The organism is Methylobacterium haplocladii (genome assembly GCF_007992175.1).
GTDB classification, from domain to species: domain Bacteria; phylum Pseudomonadota; class Alphaproteobacteria; order Rhizobiales; family Beijerinckiaceae; genus Methylobacterium; species Methylobacterium haplocladii.
Window position 1 is genome coordinate 95,129 of record NZ_BJZT01000028.1, and the last position, 21,528, is coordinate 116,656.

Annotated in this window: 24 protein-coding genes; 9 read left to right on the plus strand and 15 right to left on the minus strand. The window is 68.1% G+C overall.

The window, feature by feature from the left end; translation table 11 throughout:
* The first annotated feature begins 8 nt into the window (after nt 1-8).
* Entirely contained in the window at nt 9-359 is a 351-nt protein-coding gene (locus MHA02_RS13235) for a photosystem reaction center subunit H (RefSeq protein ID WP_147079350.1), read from the plus strand.
* A gap of 120 nt (nt 360-479) precedes the next feature.
* Here MHA02_RS13235 and MHA02_RS13240 read toward each other — a convergent pair whose 3' ends face one another.
* The 6 genes from MHA02_RS13240 to rlmH form a co-directional block, all read right to left on the minus strand.
* Nucleotides 480-1,115 carry a DUF2939 domain-containing protein gene (locus MHA02_RS13240; protein WP_147079352.1) on the minus strand — a complete coding sequence of 212 codons (636 nt, stop codon included), beginning with the start codon at nt 1,113-1,115 and terminating at the stop codon, nt 480-482.
* A 45-nt stretch (nt 1,116-1,160) separates the two neighbouring features.
* On the minus strand, nt 1,161-1,691 hold the full coding sequence (locus MHA02_RS13245; RefSeq protein ID WP_238180323.1) for an RNA pyrophosphohydrolase: 531 nt from the start codon (nt 1,689-1,691) through the stop codon (nt 1,161-1,163).
* A 131-nt stretch (nt 1,692-1,822) separates the two neighbouring features.
* On the minus strand, nt 1,823-3,052 hold the full coding sequence (locus tag MHA02_RS13250; RefSeq protein ID WP_147079356.1) for a divergent polysaccharide deacetylase family protein: 1,230 nt from the start codon (nt 3,050-3,052) through the stop codon (nt 1,823-1,825).
* Between the two features lie 171 nt (nt 3,053-3,223).
* The gene (locus tag MHA02_RS13255) at nt 3,224-4,546 is read right to left on the minus strand and encodes a S41 family peptidase (protein WP_147079359.1); all 1,323 of its coding nucleotides are present in this window, start codon (nt 4,544-4,546) and stop codon (nt 3,224-3,226) included.
* Complete coding sequence (locus MHA02_RS13260; RefSeq protein ID WP_147079361.1) at nt 4,546-5,898, minus strand: murein hydrolase activator EnvC family protein; 1,353 nt, start codon at nt 5,896-5,898, stop codon at nt 4,546-4,548. Before MHA02_RS13260 ends, MHA02_RS13255 begins: the two co-directional genes overlap by 1 nt.
* A 25-nt stretch (nt 5,899-5,923) precedes the next feature.
* The gene (rlmH, locus tag MHA02_RS13265) at nt 5,924-6,415 is read right to left on the minus strand and encodes a 23S rRNA (pseudouridine(1915)-N(3))-methyltransferase RlmH (protein WP_147079363.1); all 492 of its coding nucleotides are present in this window, start codon (nt 6,413-6,415) and stop codon (nt 5,924-5,926) included.
* A 166-nt stretch (nt 6,416-6,581) separates the two neighbouring features.
* On the opposite strand from rlmH, the gene MHA02_RS13270 reads away from it, so the two are divergent.
* Complete coding sequence (locus MHA02_RS13270) at nt 6,582-7,484, plus strand: toll/interleukin-1 receptor domain-containing protein (protein WP_210245068.1); 903 nt, start codon at nt 6,582-6,584, stop codon at nt 7,482-7,484.
* 10 nt (nt 7,485-7,494) lie between these two features.
* On the opposite strand, the gene MHA02_RS13275 is transcribed toward MHA02_RS13270, so the two are convergent.
* On the minus strand, nt 7,495-7,953 hold the full coding sequence (locus MHA02_RS13275) for a hypothetical protein (RefSeq protein ID WP_147079367.1): 459 nt from the start codon (nt 7,951-7,953) through the stop codon (nt 7,495-7,497).
* Between the two features lie 6 nt (nt 7,954-7,959).
* The gene (locus MHA02_RS13280; RefSeq protein ID WP_147079369.1) at nt 7,960-8,586 is read right to left on the minus strand and encodes a 2-hydroxychromene-2-carboxylate isomerase; all 627 of its coding nucleotides are present in this window, start codon (nt 8,584-8,586) and stop codon (nt 7,960-7,962) included.
* A 202-nt stretch (nt 8,587-8,788) separates the two neighbouring features.
* Between MHA02_RS13280 and MHA02_RS13285 the strand changes: the two genes are divergently transcribed.
* Both MHA02_RS13285 and MHA02_RS13290 read left to right on the plus strand, forming a co-directional pair.
* Nucleotides 8,789-10,036 carry an argininosuccinate synthase gene (locus tag MHA02_RS13285; protein WP_147079371.1) on the plus strand — a complete coding sequence of 416 codons (1,248 nt, stop codon included), beginning with the start codon at nt 8,789-8,791 and terminating at the stop codon, nt 10,034-10,036.
* 58 nt (nt 10,037-10,094) lie between these two features.
* On the plus strand, nt 10,095-11,132 hold the full coding sequence (locus tag MHA02_RS13290) for a hypothetical protein (RefSeq protein ID WP_147079373.1): 1,038 nt from the start codon (nt 10,095-10,097) through the stop codon (nt 11,130-11,132).
* Nucleotides 11,133-11,183: 51 nt separating this feature from the next.
* Here the strand turns inward: MHA02_RS13290 and MHA02_RS13295 are convergent, their stop codons facing one another.
* Together MHA02_RS13295 and mtgA are read right to left on the minus strand one after the other, a co-directional pair.
* Nucleotides 11,184-11,756: a hypothetical protein gene (locus tag MHA02_RS13295; protein WP_147079374.1), complete on the minus strand. Its 573-nt coding sequence runs from the start codon at nt 11,754-11,756 to the stop codon at nt 11,184-11,186.
* 59 nt (nt 11,757-11,815) lie between these two features.
* Entirely contained in the window at nt 11,816-12,574 is a 759-nt protein-coding gene (mtgA, locus tag MHA02_RS13300; RefSeq protein WP_373318368.1) for a monofunctional biosynthetic peptidoglycan transglycosylase, read from the minus strand.
* 36 nt (nt 12,575-12,610) lie between these two features.
* Here mtgA and MHA02_RS13305 point away from each other — a divergent pair, with 36 nt between their 5' ends.
* From MHA02_RS13305 to leuB, 3 genes are all read left to right on the plus strand, one after another.
* On the plus strand, nt 12,611-13,573 hold the full coding sequence (locus MHA02_RS13305; RefSeq protein WP_147079376.1) for a polyprenyl synthetase family protein: 963 nt from the start codon (nt 12,611-12,613) through the stop codon (nt 13,571-13,573).
* 180 nt (nt 13,574-13,753) lie between these two features.
* Entirely contained in the window at nt 13,754-15,211 is a 1,458-nt protein-coding gene (locus tag MHA02_RS13310) for a diguanylate cyclase domain-containing protein (RefSeq protein ID WP_147079378.1), read from the plus strand.
* A 101-nt stretch (nt 15,212-15,312) separates the two neighbouring features.
* On the plus strand, nt 15,313-16,425 hold the full coding sequence (leuB, locus tag MHA02_RS13315; protein WP_147079380.1) for a 3-isopropylmalate dehydrogenase: 1,113 nt from the start codon (nt 15,313-15,315) through the stop codon (nt 16,423-16,425).
* 78 nt (nt 16,426-16,503) lie between these two features.
* Here the strand turns inward: leuB and MHA02_RS13320 are convergent, their stop codons facing one another.
* Together MHA02_RS13320 and MHA02_RS13325 are read right to left on the minus strand one after the other, a co-directional pair.
* Nucleotides 16,504-16,917, minus strand: a complete 414-nt coding sequence (locus MHA02_RS13320; RefSeq protein WP_147079382.1) for a hypothetical protein — start codon at nt 16,915-16,917, stop codon at nt 16,504-16,506.
* 97 nt (nt 16,918-17,014) lie between these two features.
* The gene (locus MHA02_RS13325) at nt 17,015-17,926 is read right to left on the minus strand and encodes a hypothetical protein (RefSeq protein WP_147079384.1); all 912 of its coding nucleotides are present in this window, start codon (nt 17,924-17,926) and stop codon (nt 17,015-17,017) included.
* Between the two features lie 346 nt (nt 17,927-18,272).
* On the opposite strand from MHA02_RS13325, the gene MHA02_RS13330 reads away from it, so the two are divergent.
* Nucleotides 18,273-19,151 (plus strand): aldose 1-epimerase family protein, encoded by an 879-nt coding sequence (locus MHA02_RS13330; protein WP_147079386.1) that lies wholly within the window; start codon nt 18,273-18,275, stop codon nt 19,149-19,151.
* A gap of 76 nt (nt 19,152-19,227) precedes the next feature.
* Here the strand turns inward: MHA02_RS13330 and MHA02_RS13335 are convergent, their stop codons facing one another.
* From MHA02_RS13335 to MHA02_RS13345, 3 genes are all read right to left on the minus strand, one after another.
* The gene (locus MHA02_RS13335; RefSeq protein ID WP_147079389.1) at nt 19,228-19,743 is read right to left on the minus strand and encodes a hypothetical protein; all 516 of its coding nucleotides are present in this window, start codon (nt 19,741-19,743) and stop codon (nt 19,228-19,230) included.
* A 5-nt stretch (nt 19,744-19,748) separates the two neighbouring features.
* Nucleotides 19,749-19,958, minus strand: coding sequence for a TOBE domain-containing protein (locus MHA02_RS13340; protein ID WP_147079391.1), 210 nt, complete (start codon nt 19,956-19,958; stop codon nt 19,749-19,751).
* Nucleotides 19,959-20,103: 145 nt separating this feature from the next.
* The gene (locus tag MHA02_RS13345) at nt 20,104-20,325 is read right to left on the minus strand and encodes a hypothetical protein (RefSeq protein ID WP_147079393.1); all 222 of its coding nucleotides are present in this window, start codon (nt 20,323-20,325) and stop codon (nt 20,104-20,106) included.
* Nucleotides 20,326-20,488: 163 nt separating this feature from the next.
* On the opposite strand from MHA02_RS13345, the gene MHA02_RS13350 reads away from it, so the two are divergent.
* A complete protein-coding gene (locus MHA02_RS13350; protein WP_147079412.1) occupies nt 20,489-21,526 on the plus strand; it encodes a YeiH family protein in 1,038 nt (345 codons plus the stop codon).
* Nucleotides 21,527-21,528: the final 2 nt, after the last annotated feature.

Genomic DNA, 21,528 nt, shown 5'->3' on the forward strand with positions numbered 1-21,528 from the left:
ACTCTCCGATGCGCTTCGCGCTCCCGACGGCCCTGACGATCCTTCTGGCCGGCAGCTTCGCCGCCTCCGCGGCCTGCGACGTGAAGGGGCTGAAGCTCGAAGACGAGATCGCGGATAAGAAGGAACTCCGGAAGGCGGCCAACGAGCAGACCGTGCGCGACCTGCGCACGCTCCGCGACGCTGCGATCGTGCTCGACGCCTTCAAGTTCGAACCGGAATGCGAGCGCCTCGTCGTCATCCTCAAGCAGCTCACGGCTCAACCGGTGAAGACGATCGAGCGCGGCGGCGATACCGACGAGGAAAAAGCGGACGAGATCGAAGAGGCCCGCGAGCCGAAGGCGCCTACGAAGGCGAAGTGATATCGCGAGACGTCTCATATCGTCGTCGGTCGTTTCGGTCGTGCGCGCATCGCCTCTCCCCGCGTGCGGGGAGAGGCGATGCGCGCGACCCGGCTGGATCAGCGGCAACCGGTATCAGGGTCAATCGCCAGACCGCAGTGCCGGCGCCTCCGTCCCCTGCTCGCCACCCCGTTTGGTCGCCCGCGAGATCCTGGCGACGATGCGGGCGCGGAGCGTCTCCGACAGCTCCACCTCGATCAGCCGCCACGACCAGTTGCGCAGCCGCATCCGGATCTTGAACTGGTCGGGTCCCGTCCGGTCGGGCGGTACGGCGATCACGACGGTGCGGAAGCCGCGCAACTCGGAGGCGGTGTAGAAAGCGCCGAGCCGGCCGAGCTTGTCCACACGCAGGCCGCCGGTCGCCAGCAGGGCCGGCGGGTTCGGCAGGTCGAGGCTCTGGGGCCAGCCGTCGTCGAGGAGATCGACGGTGGTCTGCGGCGTCACCAGCGCTTCGGCGAGCGGCAGCGCCAGGGCCGTGGCGGCGTCGACGATGCGCTGGCGCTCGCGCTGCTCGAACTCGCTGCTGCCGCTCTTGACCGCCGCGGCGAGCTGCCGGGTGAGAGAAACGCGCAGCGTACGGAAATTGACGTGGTTCTCCACATAGGCCGTGTCGCCGGCCTGCACCGCGCGCGCGAGATCGTACAGCGCCCAGAGCGGGGTCAGCGTGTACGCGAACCAGCCGAGTGCCAGTACGATCGGAATCAGCCACCAGCGCATGCCTCGGCCCGCGTCAGCTGGCGGACGGGCGTGGCAGGCGCGTGATCACGCCGGCGCCCGCCACGTTACATGGCCGGAAAACGCCGCGACAACGCTCTCGTAGACCGGGCGCTTGAAGGACACGATCAGGTCCGGCGTCACCGACAGTCGCTCCCAACGCCATGCGTCGAATTCGGGCTTCTGCGTGCCGGCGGCCGGCCGCTCGATGTCGATCTCGTCGTCGTCGCCGGTGAAACCAAAGGCGAACCATTTCTGGGTCTGGCCGCGATAGCGCCCCTTCCACGAGCGCTTCAGCACCTCGCGCGGCAGATCGTAGGTGAGCCAGCCGTCGGTCTGGCCGAGCAGCGTCACCGACCCGGCCGAGACGTTGGTTTCCTCGTGCAATTCGCGCAGGGCCGCGTCCAGGGGAGCCTCGCCCTTGTCGATGCCGCCCTGCGGCATCTGCCAGGATTGCGCCGCCGCGGCCTGACCGCGCCGCTGGCCCAGGAAGACCAGCCCGTCGCGGTTGAACAGCGCGATGCCGACACAGGGGCGGTAAGCCGCCTCGCGCCGGTCGCGGGTCTCTGGAGCGGACATCGTCATGATGACGCGACCATAGGCGACGCGCTTGCCCGGCCGCAATCTGATGGACCGGCGAATAGCCGGATCCTTGGAATATTCGCAAGCCGCAGCAGGCGCGACGATGCGCAGGCCGGTCGTTCGGGCGTTCACGGTTCGACGATGGAGACCTTGGTCGCCGGCGGCTTGCCGCGCAGGGCCGTACTGACCGGCACGAGGCGGATGCCCCGTGTTTCGAGGTCGCGTGCCCAGCGCGCGATGCGATCGATCGAGAGCTGCTGGGCGCTGGCCGAGGCCATGGCGAAGCCGTTCTTCTTCGCCTGCGCTTCGAGGCGGGCGAGTTCGCGGTCGATTGCCTCGGGACGCGCCATGGCATCGAGCACGATCTCGGCGCGGGCCGCAGGGGTCTTGAGCTTGAGGGCGCTCGCCGTCGCCTTCGACCCCTGCGAGGCGCCGTCGTCCACGAAGCCGAGGCCGCGGCTGCCGATCTCCTTCAGGATCGGCTCCAGCGAGGACGGGTCGCTCAGGAGCTTGCCGCCCATAAAGTTCACGAGGCCGACGAAGCCGGAAAACCGGCTCATGGCCCAGGCCAGCCGGTCGAGGTTCTCGGCCGGGCGCGACGAGGTCAGGATCGTCTGCGGGCCGGGGTCGCTGTCGGGATAGTCGAACGGCTCCATCGGGGCCTGGAGCAGGATCTCGTGACCGGCCTCGCGGGCGCGGGCGGCGACCTTGTCGAGGTCGGAGGCATAGGGGGACAGGGCGAGGCTGATCGCGGGCGGCAGGCGCGCGATGGCCGCCGCCGTGGCAGCCTGGCCCGTGCCGACGCCGGAGACCAGGATGGCGATGCGGGCGCTGCCCGAGCCGTCGTCGGGCCGGGCATAGGCATCGAGGGGACGCAGCCGTCCCTCCCCGATCCGCGGCATCACCCCATGACGGCCACGCTCGGTCAGGCGGGCGTCGGGCGCGGTGGCGAGGCGGACGGTATCGGGCGCCGGCACGCGGATGATCACCGCATCCGGCGGCGCGGAGGTGCCGGCGGGCCGGGTCACGGTCACGCCCGACGCGGTTTCGACTTCGCTGGCGCTGCTCTGGAGCGACGGCGGCGCGGATGGGGCGTCCGTGTGCGCCTCGACGGTGTCGGAGGGTGTGCCAGCTCGGGCCTGGGGGATCGCCTCGCGGACGGCGATCGTCGCGACGGCCTGCGGCTCCCCGCCCTGGGGGTCGCCGGTCAAGGCAAGCAGTCCGATCCCGAGCAGAGCCACGCCGCCGAGCCCGGGCGCGACGTAGCGGGCATACGGGCGCAGGACCGCGAGACGGCTCGGCTTCGGCGCATCGAAGCCGAGCGGACGGGTCAGGATATCGTCGGAGGGCTCGCTCACCGGGGTCCCAATGCCAGGGGCAGCAGCGGGACGCCTCGAACGCGAGACGGCCCGCAGCATCGGTCTCGACCGACATTGCGGGCCGTCATGGTTAACGCTTCGCTAAGCTGCGGCAAGATTACCGCGCTTACCCGACGACCGTCGGTCGTCGCTACCTCGCGAGCGGTATGCTCAGTTCGGCGTCGAGGGCTTGGTGACGTTGGCGGCGCCCTTCTGGATGCCGTGCAGGAAGTCGACGGCGGCGATGAGCTGCTTGTCCTTGGCCGGATCCGGCGGGATGTAGGCCGACGAACCGCCGCGCTCCTCGACGTCCTTCTGCTTGAGGTGGCCCTTCAGGCCGGCCTCGCCCTTGGTCTCGTCCTTGCCCTTCAGCTCGTCCGGCACGTCCTGCAGGACCTCCTGATCCGGCTCGATGCCCTTCGCCTGGATCGAGCGGCCCGACGGCGTGTAGTAGCGCGCCGTGGTCAGGCGCAGCGCGCCCTGTCCGCCGAGCGGGATGATCGACTGCACGGAGCCCTTGCCGAAGGAGCGCGTGCCCATGATGGTCGCGCGCTTGTGATCCTGCAGGGCGCCGGCGACGATCTCGGAGGCCGAGGCAGCGCCGCCGTTCACGAGCACCACGATCGGCTTGCCCTTGGCGAGGTCGCCGACCTTGGCCGAGAAGCGCTGGGTCTCGTCCGGGTTGCGGCCGCGGGTGGAAACGATCTCGCCGCGGTCGAGGAACGCGTCCGACACCATCACGGCCTGATCGAGCAGGCCGCCCGGGTTGTTGCGCAGGTCGAGCACGTAGCCCTTGAGCTTGTCGTTGCCGATGTCGGTCTGAAGCTTGTCGATCGCGGTCTTGAGGCCGTCGAAGGTCTGTTCGTTGAACTGGGTCAGCCGGACGTAGCCGACGTCGTTCGACTCGACCTTCGAGCGCACGGGCCGGATCTTGATGATGTCGCGGTTCAGCGTGACGTCGAGGGGCTCCTTGGCCTCCTTGCGGGAGATCTTGAGCTTCACCGGCGAGTTCACGGGGCCGCGCATCTTGTCGACGGCCTGGTTCAGGGTCAGGCCCTGGACCTGATCCTCGTCGATCTGGGTGATGATGTCGTTGGCGAGCAGCCCGGCCTTCGAGGCGGGGGTGTCGTCGATGGGCGAGACGACCTTGATCAGGCCGTCCTCCATGGTGACCTCGATGCCGAGACCGCCGAACTCACCGCGCGTGGTGGTCTGCATGTCGCGGAACGCCTTGGCGTCCATGTAGCTCGAATGCGGATCGAGGGCGGTCAGCATGCCGTTGACCGCCGTCTCGATCAGCTTCGATTCCTCGGGCTTCTCGACGTAGTCGGTGCGGACCTTCTCGAACACGTCGCCGAACAGGCTCAGCTGCCGGTAGGTCTCGGCGGAGGCCGCCACCGCGCTCGTACCCGAAAGCAATTGGGTATGGGTCGATACCGCGGACACGCCGACGCCGAGGAACGCGCCGACCAGGACGAGGGACACCTTGCGCATTATCCGCGAACCTTCTCGCTGGGGCTTCTGGCCCACCAAGGCTCCGGATCGATGGAGCCGCCGTCTTTTCTGAACTCGACGTACAGGACTGGGTCGCCCCGATCATCGTCTTTCGATGACGCAGTTTGCGACGTATTTACGACCGAAGCGCCCGTGCCGCCCTCGCCCATGGCAGCGACCGGCTCTCCTGCGAGCACGAACTGACCCACCTCGACGTCGATCCGATCCATGCCTGCGAGCAGCAGATAGTAGCCGTCGCCCGCGTTGATGATCAAGAGTCGCCCGTAGGAGCGGAACGGTCCAGCATACGACACCCAGCCATCCGCCGGCGATGATACGCTGGCCTTCGGCCGCGTCATATACGACACGCCGCGCATGGTGCCGCCGTTGCCGTCGGGCTGGTTGAAGCCGCGCATCAGGTTGCCGCTGACCGGCCTCGGCACCTCGCCGCGCGTATCGGCGAACTTCATCTTCGGCGCGAGCCGGGCGGGATCGCGAAAACCCGCGGCGGCGAAACGCTCCTGCGTCGCCTTGGCCTCGCGCTCCTCGGCGGCCTTGGCCTCCGCGGCGGCGCGGCGGGCGGAGGCCACCTCGCCCTCCATGCGGTCGACGAGTTCCTTGAGGGTCTTGGCCTGCGTGCCCAGCTCGGCCGTGCGCTGACGCTCCGTGGCGAGGTTGCCCTCGACCTCGGCCATGCGCTTGCGGCGGGCTTCCACCAGGGCGTCGAGGCGCTGCTTCTCCTTGGCCCAGCCGCCGAGATCGGTCTTCAAACTTTCGCGATCGGCAGCGATCAGGCCGCGCACGCGGACCAGTTCGGTGAGATCGGCGGCGAGCGTCTCCGCCTCGCCGCGCAGTTCCGGTACCACCGCGCCGAGCATCATCGAGGTGCGGATCACCGCGAGCACGTCCTCCGGACGCACCAGGACCGCCGGCGGCGGCCGACGGCCCATGCGCTGCAGCGCAGCCAGGATCTCGGCGATCACGCTGCGGCGCGCATCCAGCGACTTGCGGATCGCGCCCTCGCTGTCGCCGAGCGTCTTGAGGCGCTCTTCCAGCCGGCTCAGCCGGTCCTCGGTCGCCTGGGCCTGACGTGCGGCGTCGAGCAGCGCGAGGTTCAGCTTCGCCCGGTCGCTACCGATCGCCGCGACTTCGGTCTCCAGGCTGGTGCGGTTGGCCGCGCTGGCATTCAGCGCGTTCTGGATCTGCTTGAGGCTCTCGGCGCGCCGGTTCTTCTCGTCGGTCGTGCGCTGGATCGCCTCGGCGTCCTTCAGCTCTTCGGCATGCGAAGATACGGCCAGCCCCAGGAAGGCGACCGTCCATAACCCCGCGATCCGGCACGCCCGTCGCTGCATCGTCGTCGCCAGCCGCCTTCGAAGATCAAGCCTCACCGCGATGATACGGATGGCCCGCCAGGATGGTGAGCGTCCGGTAGGCCTGCTCCCAAACGAGCACGCGCACCAGACCATGCGGTAATGTCGCGGCGCCGAAGGCAAGAATAAGGTCGGCTCGGCGTCGTAGGCTGCCGTCAAGCCCATCCGCTCCACCGATGGCGATGACGAGGGCTGGACGTGCGGCATCCCGCCACAGGCCGACTCGCTCGGCGATCGTCTCGCTGGCGAGATCCGAGCGGCCGCGCTCGTCGTAGGCGATGAGCGCCGCGTTGGCCGGGACCTGCGCAAGGATGGCCTGCGCCTCCTCGGCCTGCCGGTCCGGCGCCCGTCGAGCGCGGCTTTCGGGGATTTCGAACAGGTCGCAGGCGGGAAAGCCGAGTCCCCGGCCGAGGGCGATGGCGCGCTCCTGATAGCGCGCGGCGAGATCGCGCTCGGGGCCGTTCTTCATGCGTCCGACGGCGACGATGCAAAGGCGCACGGGCGCTAGGCTCCTGAGGTGTCGAGCGGGGCGGCAGGCACTATCTTGCGAGGGATCGATCTCAGGGACGACCGCATCTTGGTCGTGATCTCGTCAATCGGCGATCGTCATTCGGGCCAACGCGTCACGGTTGCTGGTTCGCATGGTCCCTGTCATCGCTGAAACGATGCAGCACGACGTTTTCATCAGTTACTCCAGCAAGGACAAGCCGGCAGCCGATGCCGCGTGCAACGTTCTGGAGCGCAACGGCATACGGTGCTGGATTGCGCCACGCGATATCGTTGGCGGCAAATCATGGGCCGAGGCAATCGTCGCTGCGATCAAGTCCAGTAAAGTCCTTCTTCTGGTTTTTTCCAAGCAATCGAACAAGTCGCAACAGGTTGCCCGAGAGGTCGAGCGAGCGATCAGCGCCGGGATTCCCGTCATCCCTTTTCGAATAGAGGACGTGGTTCCCAGCGAATCGATGGAGTATTATCTTAGTACGCCGCATTGGCTCAATGCATTTCCTCCGCCGATGGAGCAGCACTTCGAGCAGTTGACGCTCACGGTAAAAAACTTACTCGGTGAGCCGGTCGGCGGCGGTCCGTCAATTCGGCCCGACCCACCTGAAGGAGCGGATCCGTCAATCTGGAAGCGCCCCGGTCTGTTGTGGGGCCTGGGTGGTCTTGCCGTCGCTGGCGCGCTGACCGTCGCAGCGATCGTGTCCGTGCCGGCGCTCCGACCGGCAGTCTGCGACATGGCTGCCCAAAACGCCGAAACGGACGCCACGCGCGTCAACGCCTTCCGCTATATCGCCGCCGAATCGTCCGACCCGGCGGCAAACATTCGCGATTGGACCCGTCCCGAGGACAACCTTTGGGTGGAGCGATCACCGAAGTCCGTCGCCTATTTTCGAACCGTCGGCAGGGTCCATGTCGGCCGCTGCGATGGAACCGTCGTGTCCAAGGAGGAGGAGCCGAAGCTGGAGTTGCTCATCTCCGACAAAGACTGTGAAGCGCGAAAGTTGATGTTTCGCAGGCGTCCAAGTTGCGACTGGAATTTCCTGCCGCCGATGGAACAAGTCGAATGAGGCCGCCAACCTACCGTATGACCTTATAGGTGTTGCATAACTTCCCGGCCGCTGAAATCTGGTCTTCCAGCGTAAGCCGCAGTTTTTCTACGAGATTGTTCTTCGCGAAATAGGGGTCGTCGCAAGGCTTCTGGTTGGCCGTCTTCAAGGTCCGATTGTAGATGACGCGATAAAATGCGGTCACCTTCGTGACCGTTTTCGGATCGACGCAACTGCGTACCGTGTCGACGAACCGTGTGTCGAACTTCGTCTCGATGCCGCACAGGTGGAGGATCGCCGCATATCCCGCGTAGCGGTCGACGCGCTCCCACAATTGCTTCCTTTGAGACTCCGAGAGGTCGTCGAGACCGAGGTTCAATTGCTGCGCCGGCGCCGGAGCCGTAGCGGATAAGAGGGTGAATGCGAAGAGTAGGACCCGGATCGACCAGACCCGGCCATGACGTCCGATCGACTGCAATCCCGGAGCCATCGGCGACTACCGCATCCCGCCCGGCCGGTTGCCCGCCGCCCAGTCGAGTGCCTGCTCCAACCGGTCGTTCCCCCAAAACAGTTCGCCATCCTCGGTCAGAAAGCTCGGCGCGCCGAAAATACCGCGCGAGCGCGCCTCCTCGCCGGCGAGCTTGAGACGGCCCTTGCTGGATTCTGAGGAGGCCGCCTTGAGAATGGCCGTTCCGTCGAGGCCGAGCTTATCGAGGATCGCGACGACCGCGTGCGGCTCGGCGATGGAGCCGCCTCTCGCAAATTCCGTCTCGAACACGGCCTTGGTGAACGGCACCAGCCAGTCCTGTTCGGCCCCGTAGATCGCGGCGCGGGTGGCGCTCAGCGAATTCTGCGGGAATGGGTTCGGCCGGGTGACCGGCGGCATCCCATAGCGTGCGGCCTCTCGGTCGAGATCGCGCCACATGTTGCGGCCCTTGATGGGAAAGATGTTGAACGGCGAGTTCGTCCAGCCTTGTGCCGCGAAGATCGGCCCGAGCAGGAACGGCCGCCAACGTATGTCGACCCCCGCGGCCTCGGCCAGCGCCTCGACCCGCATGGCGGCGAGATAGGAATAGGTGGAAGCGAACTCGTACCAGAATTCGAGGGTCGGCCGTCGCGCCATTCGTCGAATCTCCGGGGAGTCGGGTGTCTACGTAGTGTCTTGCGCGAGCGTGGCTGCCGCAAGGCCGTTTTGCGTCGCGGATCGCGCAACGAACAGGCCATCGAGCACGGGCAGGAACGCCGCGCGGCGGCCATGGTTGCGCCGCTCGCGGCTCCGCTGTTAAGCCGCCAGCTTCCGGCCGCCCGATGCGATTGTCTCCGCCATGACCGACGCCAACCCTGCCTCCTCCCCCGTGAAGAAGGTCGTGCTCGCCTATTCCGGCGGCCTCGACACCTCGATCATTCTGAAGTGGCTGCAGACCACCTATGGCTGCGAGGTCGTGACCTTCACGGCCGATCTCGGCCAGGGCGAGGAGCTCGAGCCGGCGCGCAAGAAGGCCGAGCTGCTCGGCATCAAACCGGAAAACATCTTTATCGAGGACCTGCGCGAGGAATTCGTGCGGGACTACGTGTTTCCGATGTTCCGCGCCAACGCGGTCTACGAGGGCGTCTATCTCCTCGGCACCTCGATCGCCCGGCCGCTGATCGCCAAGAAGCAAATCGAGATCGCCGAGCGGGTCGGCGCCGACGCCGTCTGTCACGGCGCCACCGGCAAGGGCAACGATCAGGTCCGGTTCGAGCTCGGCTATTACGCGCTGAAGCCCGACGTCACGGTGATCGCCCCCTGGCGCGAATGGGATCTGAAATCACGCGAACAGCTCATCGCTTTCGCCGAGCAGCACCAGATCCCGATCGCCAAGGACAAGCGTGGCGAGAGCCCGTTCTCGGTGGACGCCAACCTCCTGCACGCCTCCTCGGAAGGCAAGGTGCTGGAGGATCCGGCCGACGAGGTGCCGGACTACGTCTTCTCTCGCACGATCTCGCCGGAAGAAGCGCCCGATACGCCCACCATCACCACCATCGGCTTCGAGAAGGGCGATGCGGTTTCGATCGACGGCGAGGCGCTGTCGCCGGCCTCGCTGCTGGCGAAGCTCAACCAGCTCGGCCACGACAACGGCATCGGCCGGCTCGATCTCGTCGAGAACCGCTTCGTCGGCATGAAGAGCCGCGGCATGTACGAGACGCCGGGCGGCACCATCCTGCTGCCGGCCCACCGCGCCATCGAGTCGATCACGCTGGACCGGGGTGCGGCGCACCTCAAGGACCAGATCATGCCGCAATATGCGGAGCTGATCTATAACGGCTTCTGGTTCTCGCCCGAGCGCGAGATGCTGCAGGCGCTGATCGACAAGAGCCAGGAGAAGGTCAGCGGCGAGGTCCGGCTGAAGCTCTACAAGGGCGGAGTCCACGTCATCGGCCGCACCAGCCCGCATTCGCTCTACGACCAAGACCTCGTCACGTTCGAGGAGGGCGCCGTCGCCTACGACCACCGCGACGCGGCCGGCTTCATCAAGCTCAATGCCCTGCGGCTGCGCACCCTCGCCCAGCGCAAGAAGCGCGACGACGCCTGACGGTGTCCCGATGATCTTCGGCCGGTTTTGGCGTTCGCGGCCCGCCGCGATCGATCCGATGCCGGAGATCGTCGGCAGCTTCACGAGCCTCGGCAACAACTGCGAGTTCGGTCTCGTCCAGCGCGCCTGCGGCGTCGAGCCCCTCGGCCTGTTCCGGTTCTCGCGAACCGAACTCGCTCTGTTGATCGCGGCGCTCGACACGGATTTCGAACTGTTCGGAAGCCCGGGTGACCTGGAGATCTATCCCGACGGACAAGGCCGGCCGTCATGCCGGAGCCGGCGCTACGGCTTCGACTACCTGATCTCCGACCTCCCCGCCGACCAGGACGCTGCCAAATTCCTCAAGCGCGAGACGGCCAAGGTCGGATTTCTCAAGCGCAAGCTGCTCGAAGACTTGGGCGAGGACGACCGGATCTTCGTCCGGAAAGCCGCTGCCGACGAGACCGACGACGATGCTCGGAGGCTGCTTCAGTCCTTGCGTCGCCATGGGCGCAGCACCTTCGTGCACGTGAGGCAAGGGAACGCCGTCACGGCCACCGCCGCAGAAGACGGCCTGATCCGCGCGACGCTGCCGCATCTCGCACCTATCGAGGCGGCCTACGACATCGACCTGGAATCCTGGCTCGATCTCTGCGCCAGGATCCACCGGCTCGTGCGCAAGGGGCCCGCCGACAGCCTCGCCGCCCCGAAGCGCATCAACCTTCTGGCCCGCTCCGGCCGGCGCCCTTCGACGGATGTGGTGGAAGCCGGCCGCACGGAGCCGCAGGTCTTCGGAGCCTATCAGGAAGCGGCGCAGCTCGATCCCTCGACGATCTACACCTACTCGGCCTGGCTCTGGGTACCATCCGACTTCCAGGGCGACCGCATCGGCGCGGCGATCGGCCATTACCGGCTCGGCTGGCGCGACGCCGACCTCACCCGCCGCGACTGCTGGCAGCGCGTCTGGGTCTCGGCGCGGATTCCCGAGGGCTTTCGCACGCTGATGATGGGAATCGTCGTGTCGGGGCCGCCGGGGAGCCGGGTCTGGTCGCGCGATCGCTGGTTGGAGGTGGGATTGGTTCCGGGGGCTGCCGAACCGCCTCGCTGCACGCCGTGAGCTGAAGATAGACGCTTCGGGCTCCTCGTGCTGCGCCACCAAAAACGTGTCTCAATCGACCGTTACCCAGCGCCCGCCGGCGGCCTTGAAAAACCCCGGCCCCAGATCCGCATACCGCAGGAAGATCTGCAAAGCCGGCTGCATCTCGTGGTGCAGGGCCGGCGCTTCCACGGCCGCCCCATAGGGCTGCGCCACATCGATCGCCGGCACGTCGCGGGCCGTATCCCACAGCACCGCAAGACGCTGCACCAGCGCGATGTGCTCGGGCGACACGTCGAAGGTGACGTGCTCGGGCGTCTCGCCGGTGGCCTCGTCGCGAAACACGTCGCCGACATCGCTGGTCGAGAGCTTCGCCAGGGTGTTGTGGTACTGGTAGCGTCCCGGCTTCAGCACGGCGTTCTGCAGGAACACGGCGAGGGCTTCGCCGAGCGCACGGTGCTCTTCGTCGGCACCGTCGTCGTCGCCGGTGACGTTGAAGATGTCGCCGTCGCGGTCGGTGCTGCCGTAGGGGGCGTCCGGATGGACGATCGGCGCGCCGGAGCCGGTGCCGTTCCAGGCGACAACCATCCGGCGGAGCAGGGCGATCCGCTCCAGGGTCAACTCGAAAGTGGGGTCGTCGGCCATCCGGTTCCGCTCGGGCTTCAGGGTGTTCCGGAGCCACTACAGGATGAACGCGACCGCCGCTATCGAGGGCTGAGGCAGCCGATGTAATCATCCATGGCGCCGTAGGCGGACTGGATGCGCTGGGCCTTGGCCCGGGTTGCTGCCGAGGGTTTTCGGGGATTGCGCTCGATCGGATTCGGCAGCGTCGCGGCGAGCAGCATCGCCTCGGAGGGCTTCAGGTCCCGCGCGCTCTTGTTGAACCAGTACCGGGCCGCGGCCTCGGCCCCGAAAATGCCCTCGCCCCACTCGGCGACGTTTAGATAGATCTCCATGGTCCGCCGCTTGCCCCAGACGAGGTCGGCGAGAACGGAGATCGGGATTTCGATGGCCTTGCGGATGTAGGAGCGGCCGGGCCATAGGAAGACGTTCTTGACCGTCTGCATGGTGACGGTCGAGGCACCGCGGCTCGGGCCGCCCTCGTCGTCGAGAACGTCGGTCAGCGATCCCCAGTCGACCCCGCGGTGCATGCAGAATTTCTGGTCTTCCGCAGTGAAAACCGCGCGGACCAGGGCGGGCGCGATCCGGTCGAGGGGGACGGCGTCCCGCGTTACCGATCGACCCGTCAACCATCGCCCGAGCATCGGGGTTGAGACGGGCATCACCACGCGATAGACGAGCGTCAGCACAAGCGTGAGGGCGACGAGGACGAGAGCGAAGCGCATGGCCAGCAGGGCGATGCGCCGGGCTCGCGATCCCCGGCGTGGAGGCTCGATCCGCCGCAGGCTGCGCTCCTGCGGATCCGGCCTGCAGGTTTCCTCCTCGCGTTCCGCCCTAAGCACGCCGCACGCGCCAATCCCCGAACCAGGCCTGTCCCGATGACCTCAACGCAGCGTTCCGACGCCCCGGTCAAGGCGAACGCGTCGGCCGAGCCGTTTTCCCACAGGCTCGCCACGGTCGCCGACGATGTCGAGCGCTTTCTGGTGGCGCTCCTCGACGAGACGCTGCGCGCTGGCGAGATTGCCCGCCCTCCCCGCCTGATGGAGGCGATGCGCCACGCCGTACTCGGGGGCGGCAAGCGCCTGCGGCCGTTCCTGGCGATCGAGACCGCACGCATGCTCGGCGGCTCCGAAGAGGGCGCCATGGCTGCCGGTGCCGGCGTCGAGCTGGTGCATTGCTACTCGCTGGTCCACGACGACCTGCCGGCCATGGACGACGACGACCTGCGCCGCGGCAAGCCGACCGTGCACAAGGCCTATGACGAGGCCACCGCGATCCTCGTCGGCGACGCACTTCAGACGCTGGCCTTCGAGATCACCGCCGACGCGCAGTGGCAGCCCGATCCCGCGATCCGCGCCGACCTCGTGCTCGGCCTCGCCAAGTCGTCGGGCCTCGGCGGCATGGTCGGCGGCCAGCTCCTCGACCTCTCGGCGGAAGGCCGCTTCGGCGCCGTCTCCCTCGACATCGACGATACGCTGCGCATGCAGGCGATGAAGACCGGCGCGATCCTCGCCTTCTCGGTCGAGGCCGGCGCCATCGTCGGCCATGCCGACCGCGCGCAGCGCGCGGCGCTTCTGCGCTACGGCAAGGCGTTGGGGCAGGCCTTCCAGGTGGCCGACGACATCCTCGACCGCGAGGCCTCTCCCGAAGCGATGGGCAAGGCCACCGGCAAGGACAAGGATGCCGGCAAGGCGACCCTCGTCGACCGCCTCGGCCTCGACGGCGCCCGCGCCGAGTGCGACCGCCTCGTCGGCATCTGTGAGGAGGCGGTGGCTCCCTGGGGCGAGCGCGCGTCCATCCTGCGCGAGGCGGCGCGGTTCACCGTCGCCCGCAAGGCGTAGACCGTCGCCGGGTCTCGCGAGCGTCTCTTAGTGTTTCGCCGCCGGCCTGCTCGGTACTCGAACCGCGGCTGCACGGGCGAAGGTTAAGCAGGCGTTAACGCTTCGGACCTAAACCTCTGATATCTCACGAACCGGGCCACCTTCCGGTTCGGCTCGGCAAGGACGCGCGTCGTTCGATTGATGAGTGTCGGCAGCCCGGACCCGCTCGCATCGCTGCTCGAACGCATCCGCCGCAGCTTCTGCGTACGCGCGGCGATGGTCCGCTTCAGCGACGACGAGGGCCGACCGGCCGAGTTCCATGCCGGCGCGCCGATTCCCTGGTCCGATAATCCCGCCGCCTGCCGCCTGCAGGCGCTGGCCGCTGCCGGGACGGTGGTCGTCCCGGACATCGATCTGGAAGACGATGCGGCCGGACGCGCCGCGGACAGGCCGCGCATCCGCTTCTTCGCCGGCATCCCGCTCTTGTCGGAGACGGGTTGCCCGTTCGGCGTGCTGAGCCTGTTCCACGCGCAGCCGCGCTGGCTGTCGCCCGTCCATGTCAGGGCGCTCGAAGATCTGGCGGCGGAGCTCGCACCGGTGGCCGCACGGCGACGCGACGACGTCATCATCGCGCGTCTCAGGCACCGTCTCGACGTTCAGGCCGCCACGATGCGCGCGCAGGCCGAGGAACTCGTCCAGGGTCGCGGTACGTTCGAGCGCGCGGCTGCCGGTGCCCGGGTCGGCATCTGGGAATGCGCGTTGCACGACGAAAGCCTGACCTGGACCGATCAGGTCTACGACCTCTTCGAGATCCCACGGGGCACGCGCCTCGCCCGCCGGACGACGCTAGACTGCTACACGCCGGGCTCGCGCGCGGTGCTCGAACGGACCCGCTCTGCAGCCATCGCCGGACGCCGCGACTTTCGGCTCGATGCCGAGATCATCACGCTGAAGGGCCGCCGCCGCTGGATCCGGCTGACCGCCGCGACGGAGTGCCGGGACGGCGTGCCCGTGCGGCTGTTCGGCATGAAGCAGGACATCACCGAACAGACCCTGCTGCTCGAACGGACCCGCTATCTGGCCGACTTCGACGTGATGACGGGGCTTGCCAACCGCGCGAGCTTCGAGGCCCGGCTCGCCTACCTCGGCACGGATCCCCGCGACCGCGCGCCCATCGGCGCACTGCTGCTGATCGATCTCGACGGCTTCAAGCGCATCAACGACGGCTTCGGCCACGCACTCGGCGACGCCTGCCTGCAGGAGGCCGCCCGCCGGCTACGCGCGGTGTGCGCCGGGGCCGAACTCGTTGCGCGGATCGGTGGCGACGAGTTCGCCGTGCTGATCGGCTGCAGCCTCCGTGAGGGGGTGGCCGAGGCGCTGGCGGAGGCGATCGTCGCTTCCTTGAGCCAGCCGATGCAGTCCGGCGCCCACGCCTTCCGGATCGGGGCCTCCGTCGGAATCGCCCCCGTCGGCAGGCCCTGCACACCGTCCGACCTGTTCATCCGGGCCGATACCGCCCTCTATGCCGCCAAGGCAGCGGGCCGTGGCACGTTTCGGACGTTCGACCTCGGCATCGCCGGCGGTGATCTCGGGCACATGCCGCAGCCGGGCCTGATCGACGGCGAGCGCCGGTCCCTGCGGCGGCCGGCTCTCAACTGATCCTTCGTCTCCGGACTTGCCAGCACCGGGATCGGCTCATTACAGCCGCCAGATACTGGCCCGGCCGACCTGAGCACGGGCGCCATCACGCCGGAGCGACCATGACCACCTACAAGCTCCTTCTCCTGCCCGGCGACGGCATCGGCCCCGAGGTCATGGCCGAGGTCGAGAAGGTGGTGGGATGGCTCGGCAAAGCCGGCCTCGCGACGTTCGAGACCGAGACCGACCTCGTCGGCGGCGCGGCGATCGATACACACGGTACGCCGCTCTCCGACGCGACGCTCGCCAAGGCCGACGCGGCCGACGCGATCCTGCTCGGCGCCGTCGGCGGCCCGAAATGGGCGGGCGTCGACTACGAGCTCCGTCCCGAGGCCGGCCTGCTGCGCCTGCGCAAGGATCTCGGCCTGTTCGCCAACCTGCGCCCGGCGATCTGCTATCCGGCGCTCGCCGAGGCCTCGGCGTTGAAGCCCGAACTCGTCGAGGGCCTCGACATCATGATCGTGCGCGAGCTCACCGGCGGCGTCTATTTCGGGGAGCCGAAGGCAATCACCACGCTGGAGGACGGCTCGAAGCGCGCCGTGGACACGCAGGTCTACACCACCGCCGAGATCGAGCGGATCGCCCACGTCGCCTTCGACCTCGCCCGCAAGCGCTCCGGCCGCGTCGCCTCGGCCGAGAAGAACAACGTCATGAAGACCGGCGTCCTCTGGAAGGAGGTCGTCACCCGCATCCATCGCGAGCACCATTCCGACATCGCCCTGGAGCATGTGCTCGCCGATAATTGCGCCATGCAGCTGGTGCGCCGCCCGAAGCAGTTCGACGTGCTGGTCATGGACAACCTGTTCGGAGACGTGCTCTCGGACATCGCCGCGATGCTGACCGGTTCCCTCGGGATGCTGCCCTCCGCCTCCCTCGGTGCCGTCGATGCCAAGGGTACGCGTAAGGCGCTCTACGAGCCCGTCCACGGCTCGGCTCCCGACATCGCCGGCAAGGGCTTCGCCAACCCGATCGCGATGATCGGCTCGCTCGCCATGTGCCTGCGGTACTCCTTCGGCCTCGGCGACGCCGCCGACCGGATCGAGGCCGCGATCACGCGCACCCTCGCCTCCGGCGCCCGCACCCGCGACATCGCCAAGGCGGGCGATGCCGCGATCAGCACCGCAGAAATGGGCGATGCGATCGTTCGTGAACTCGATGCGGGTGGGGCGGCCTAAGGCCGACCGCACGTCCTGACCCCGAACGAAAACGGGCCCCGAAAAGGGGCCCGTTTCCAAATCCGAAGACGCTTCGTCTTAGTAGGGCGAACGGCCCGTGCGCGAGACGTACGAGGTCGGGTCGATCGCGTCGATCGCAGAGAAATCGACGTTGCGGATTGCGCCGCCACGGGCGCCGATGAACGGGCCGTTGGTGATCGGGTCGGGCAGGTTGCTGCCGCCGTACATGTCGTTGCGGCCGTAGACCGGCGAGAGCAGGTTGCTGGCCTGGATCAGGTAGGGGCTGGTCGCCGGGTTCGCGACGGAACCGTTATAGGCCTCGGTGACGTTACCGGCATCGAGCCAGCTGCGCGGCTTGATGCGGATCGGCAGCGGACGGCTGACGCGGACGTAACCCGGGCCGCCGTAAGGGCCCTGTGCCTCTGCAGCCGAACCGAACCCGATCGCGGTGACGGAGAGGGCGCCCAGAAGGGCAAGCTTGATGGAGCGCATGGCGGGACCCTGGTTTGCGTGGGCAGAAGCTAAGGGGGGCTCGTTAACAATTAGCCCGTTGCAGAGTAGACGCCTGAGCTCGGCCGTTGTTCCCTCCTTACAGCCGAGCTTCCGCATTTCGCCGCAGTTCCGCCTCATTTTTTCGCGGCCGGCGCGAATTCCGATCGCCTGTTGTAGTTTTGCGACCCGCGATCGATCCGGTCTCCTCCGTGCCGCGGACGATCTCTGCGACGCCGGCCTTGGCGCCGCAGCCGGCAGTGCGGCGCAATTCGGCTTCCCCGAACACGACCTCGATCGTCGGCGTGGCCGCGATGGCGAGCTTGAGGTCGTCGATGGCGCAGGCCACCGTCCGAGGCTCGGGTGCCTGCCCGAGGACGCCGCAGAGCCAGCCGTCGATCCGCATCGCCCTGGTACCGATGCCGGTGAAGCCCGTGCAGAGCCGGGAACCGTGCCCGCTCAGGGTCGCCTCGACGGTCTCGAACGGGCCGAACTTGGTTTCGATCATGCCGCGCACGCCGGTGCGGACCACCGACAGCCCCTGCATCTCGGCCGCGCGTCGGGCGAGGGTGACGAACAGGCTCGTCGCCGGGTCGGGAATCTGCCCCGCTTCAGTCAGGGTCAGCCGCAGGAACGGCGCGTCGATGGCATCGAAGCCGCCCTGGGTCAGGGCATCTTCGCGCAGCCCCGTCGTCGCGTTTCGGCGGGGCGGTTCGGACCGTGCAGGGGGATCGGCGGCGTCCATGGCGAGCAGCGGCCCAGCCGTGCTGGCGGGGATCGCTGCGCGGGCCGAAGGTGCGGACAGGATGCGCTTCGGGTCGGTCCAGGCGCTTTGCGACGAGGCTGGAGCGGTCCGGTCTCGCGCGAACAGCGTCAGCCCGGTGATCGCCGCCGCTGCCAGGACGAAGCGAACGGCGAGGCTGGTACGGCCGAACGCCCGCGGGGCGTCGAGCCGGCGCATGTCGTCTGCGTCGTCGAAGTCCAGGTCGTCGAAGGTCGGTTCGCGCCGCATCGTGAACGCCTCGTGCCGGTGTCGGCGGCAGGCCCGTCAGGCCGCGCACAGTCCGTTGCTGTGCCCTGGAGATTCGAAGGAACGGGTTTCCGAGCGGCTGATGTGATCCGGGTTATCCCCCGCCACGTCGCCTCAGGATGAATCGAACCTTGCCGCTCGCTCCGAGGCGGTTCGAGCGGCGACGACGGAACGTGCTCCATCTCCTTGCGCGCGCAGGACATTTACCTGCACCCGGAATCCTCTTTTTTCCGCGGTGCTCTAAATTGGCTACGATTGCGGTCTGAGGCTCCGTTCCGCCGCGAACCTGACGAGGCCGGGGCCACGCCAGTCGAGGGGAGAGAACGCGATGAGTGAGACGATCGAGATCCGGGCCGCCGACGGGACCAGCGCGCGGATCGCGCTACAGGGTGCCGAGCCCGTCTCCTGGCAGGTCGGCGGCCGCGAGTACCTCTGGAGCGGAGACCCTGAGCACTGGAACCGGCACGCGCCCTGGCTCTTCCCGGTGGTCGGCGCCTCGGCGGGGGGCGTGGTGCGTGTGGACGGCCAAACCTACCCGATGGCGCAGCACGGCTTCGCCCGCGACTTGCCCTTCACGGTGGTCACGCAATCCGAGGATGCGGTGACGCTGCGGCTGGAGGACAGCGACGCCACCCGGACGCACTACCCCTTCGCCTTCCGCCTCGATATCGACGTGCGGGTGGATTCGGCCCGGCTGCTCTTCGTCTGCAAGGTGGAGAACACCGGCGACGTGCCCTTGCCCTACGGGCTCGGCTTCCATCCCGCCTTCCCCTGGCCGTTCGCGGACGGCGAACGCCGGGCCGTCGGCGGCTATCACGTGGTGTTCGACGAAACCGAATCGCCCGAGGTGCCCGAGATCGCCGAGGGCGGCCTCATTGCCGCCGAGACGCGCGCCGTGCCGCTCGTCGACACCACGCTTCCGCTCGATCCCGAGCTGTTCAAGGAAGCCCTGGTCTTCCTCGATGCGAAAAGCCGCTCGATGCGCTTCGTCGGCCCGGGCGATAAGGCGATCGCCCTGGCTGTCGAGGATTTTCCGCACTTCGCGATCTGGACGAAACCGACCGCGCCGTTCCTGTCGCTGGAATGCTGGACCGGACACGCGGACCGGGCAGGGTTCGAGGGGGAGCTGGCGGAGCGGGATTCCCAGCGGATCTTGGCGCCGGGCGGCCAGGCGCTGCACGGGGTGGGGTTGAGCCTGCAAGGGTGACTGCTGGATCGCTTCGTTCGTGCGCATCCCCTTCTGCCCCCAAGCAGGGCGAGGGAATGTGCGCAAGACGTGCGGCTCAATCGACGGGCGTTACCGCAATGCGGATCGTCTCGACGGTTGCGTTGCTCACGCTGACGACGAGCGGCTTCGCTCCAACCGAAAAGCGCACGCTCTTGCGCAGGCTCCCGCAGCCCTTGCGGCCGCTATGCGCGCCCGGCTTGAGGACCGCCCCGCCCGCCTCCGCCACGTCGATCCAGCCCTCGCCCGAGAGCGTCACCTGGACTTGACCCGGCGCTGCAGGCGCCGCGAGCCGGACAAAGCCAGCGAAGGTCCCGGGCTTCGGTGCGCGGCTTGGGGCAAGCGGCAGGCCGGCCTCGGTCGAAGGCTTCAGAGTGAGCGAGGCCGCCGGACGATCCGCCGGCAGGCTCGATCCGGAGGCGAGGACCGGCAGGTCGGGTGCGGAGAACCACGCGGCCTCGCGCGCCAGTGGCCAGTCGAAGCTCGCGCACAGCTCTGCCTCGGACTTCGCCGCATCCTGCGCCTGGGCGGTGCCGCAGAGGAGCGCGAGAAGAAGCGCGATGAAGGTCCGCATGGTGATCAGTCGACTGCGATCATGACGTCGGAGCTCTTGATCACGGCGTAAGCGTCACCGCCGACCGTGAGCCCGAGGCTGTCGACGGCCTCGTTGGTGATGGCGGAGGTGACGACCTGGCCGGAGGCGATCTCGATCTTGACGTGCGCTGTGGTGGCGCCCTTCTCGACGGAAACGACCTTGCCCTTGAGCACGTTGCGCGCGCTGATTTTCATGGTGTGTTCGCTGTCCTGACGACTCGGCCCTGCGAGCGGGCCGTTGCAGCGCTCTTCTGAAGCGTCGCCTGGGCCGGATCAACCCGTGCGCCGACCGCCGCCGCCGTCGCCGACATGGAACCGACGAGCGTACCTGCAACAGGCGCTACCGCGTGCTGCCGGCGATCATCTCCGCGACGAAAGCACGGGCAGCCGGCCAATCCGTCGTGTAGATCCGACCGGCGACGAACAGCAGAGCCAGCGTCCAGAACACGGAGAGGGCGATGCGGTTCGCGCGCCGATCGCGAACGGACGGCATCGCGGCCGTTGGGAGCGGTTCGCCGAACGGGTCGTAGCCCTGGTGCCCGCGCTGTGCATTCTCGCTCATCCGAGCAGATATCGCCCCTGGCCTAGAAGCGAGCAATGGATGGTTCTTTCGAAAATTCGGCCTCTGGCAGGACAAAACTCGACACGCGTGCCTTTCGACGGAATGTCGTTCTCGATCTGGGGTGAGGTGCGGCGTGACGTCCGAACGGCTCCGTAAGCCGGCCCTGGGCCCGGGAGAGCACCTGCGCGCCCTCTGGCCCGGCCTCGCCCTGTGTCTCCTGATCACGACCCTCGCCGTCGGCCTGCAGGCCGTCGAGGAGAATGTCTTCGGCCATCCCTATGTCGAGGCCCTGGTGGTCGCGATCCTCGGCGGCATGGCCATCCGAACAGCCTGGGAGCCGGGCGAGCGCTTCGTCGGCGGCATCGCCTTCAGCGCCAAGCAGCTTCTCGAAGTCGCCGTGACCCTGCTCGGGGCGTCGGTCAGCCTCGGCGCACTCGTCGCCTCCGGCCCTGCCCTGCTGACAGGCATCGTCGGCACGGTGCTGCTGTCGATCCTGGCGAGCCTGTTGCTCGGGCGCCTGCTCGGCCTGCCGGCGCGCATGTCGATCCTGATCGCCTGCGGCAACGCCATCTGCGGCAACTCGGCGATCGCGGCCGTCGCACCGGTGATCGGCGCCGACGGCCGCGACGTGGCGGCTTCCATCGCGTTCACCGCCGTGGTCGGCGTCCTCGTGGTGCTCGGCCTGCCGCTCTTCGTGCCCCTCGCCGGTCTGTCGGAGCACCAATACGGCGTGCTGGCGGGGCTCTGCGTCTACGCGGTGCCGCAGGTGCTCGCCGCGACCGTGCCGATCGGGCTCGCGGCGACGCAGATCGGCACCCTGGTGAAGCTCGTGCGCGTGCTGATGCTCGGCCCCGTGGTGGTAGCACTCTCGTTCGTCGCGCCGCGGCTGTCGCCGGAGGGCGTGGCGAGCGCGCCGCGCCCGGCACGTCCCGGCATCGGCAAGCTCGTGCCCTGGTTCATCCTCGGCTTCCTGGCGTTGGCGAGCCTGCGCTCCCTCGGCCTCGTCCCGGATGCCGCCCTCGCACCGCTGGCGCGGATCGCGACCGTGCTCACCATCATCTCGATGGCGGCGCTCGGCCTCGGCGTGGACGTGCGGGGGCTGGCCCAGGTCGGCGGCCGGGTGACGCTCGTCGTCACGGGCTCGCTCGCCGTCCTGATCGCGGTGAGCTTGCTGCTGATCCGCCTGCTGCACCTGAACTAGCT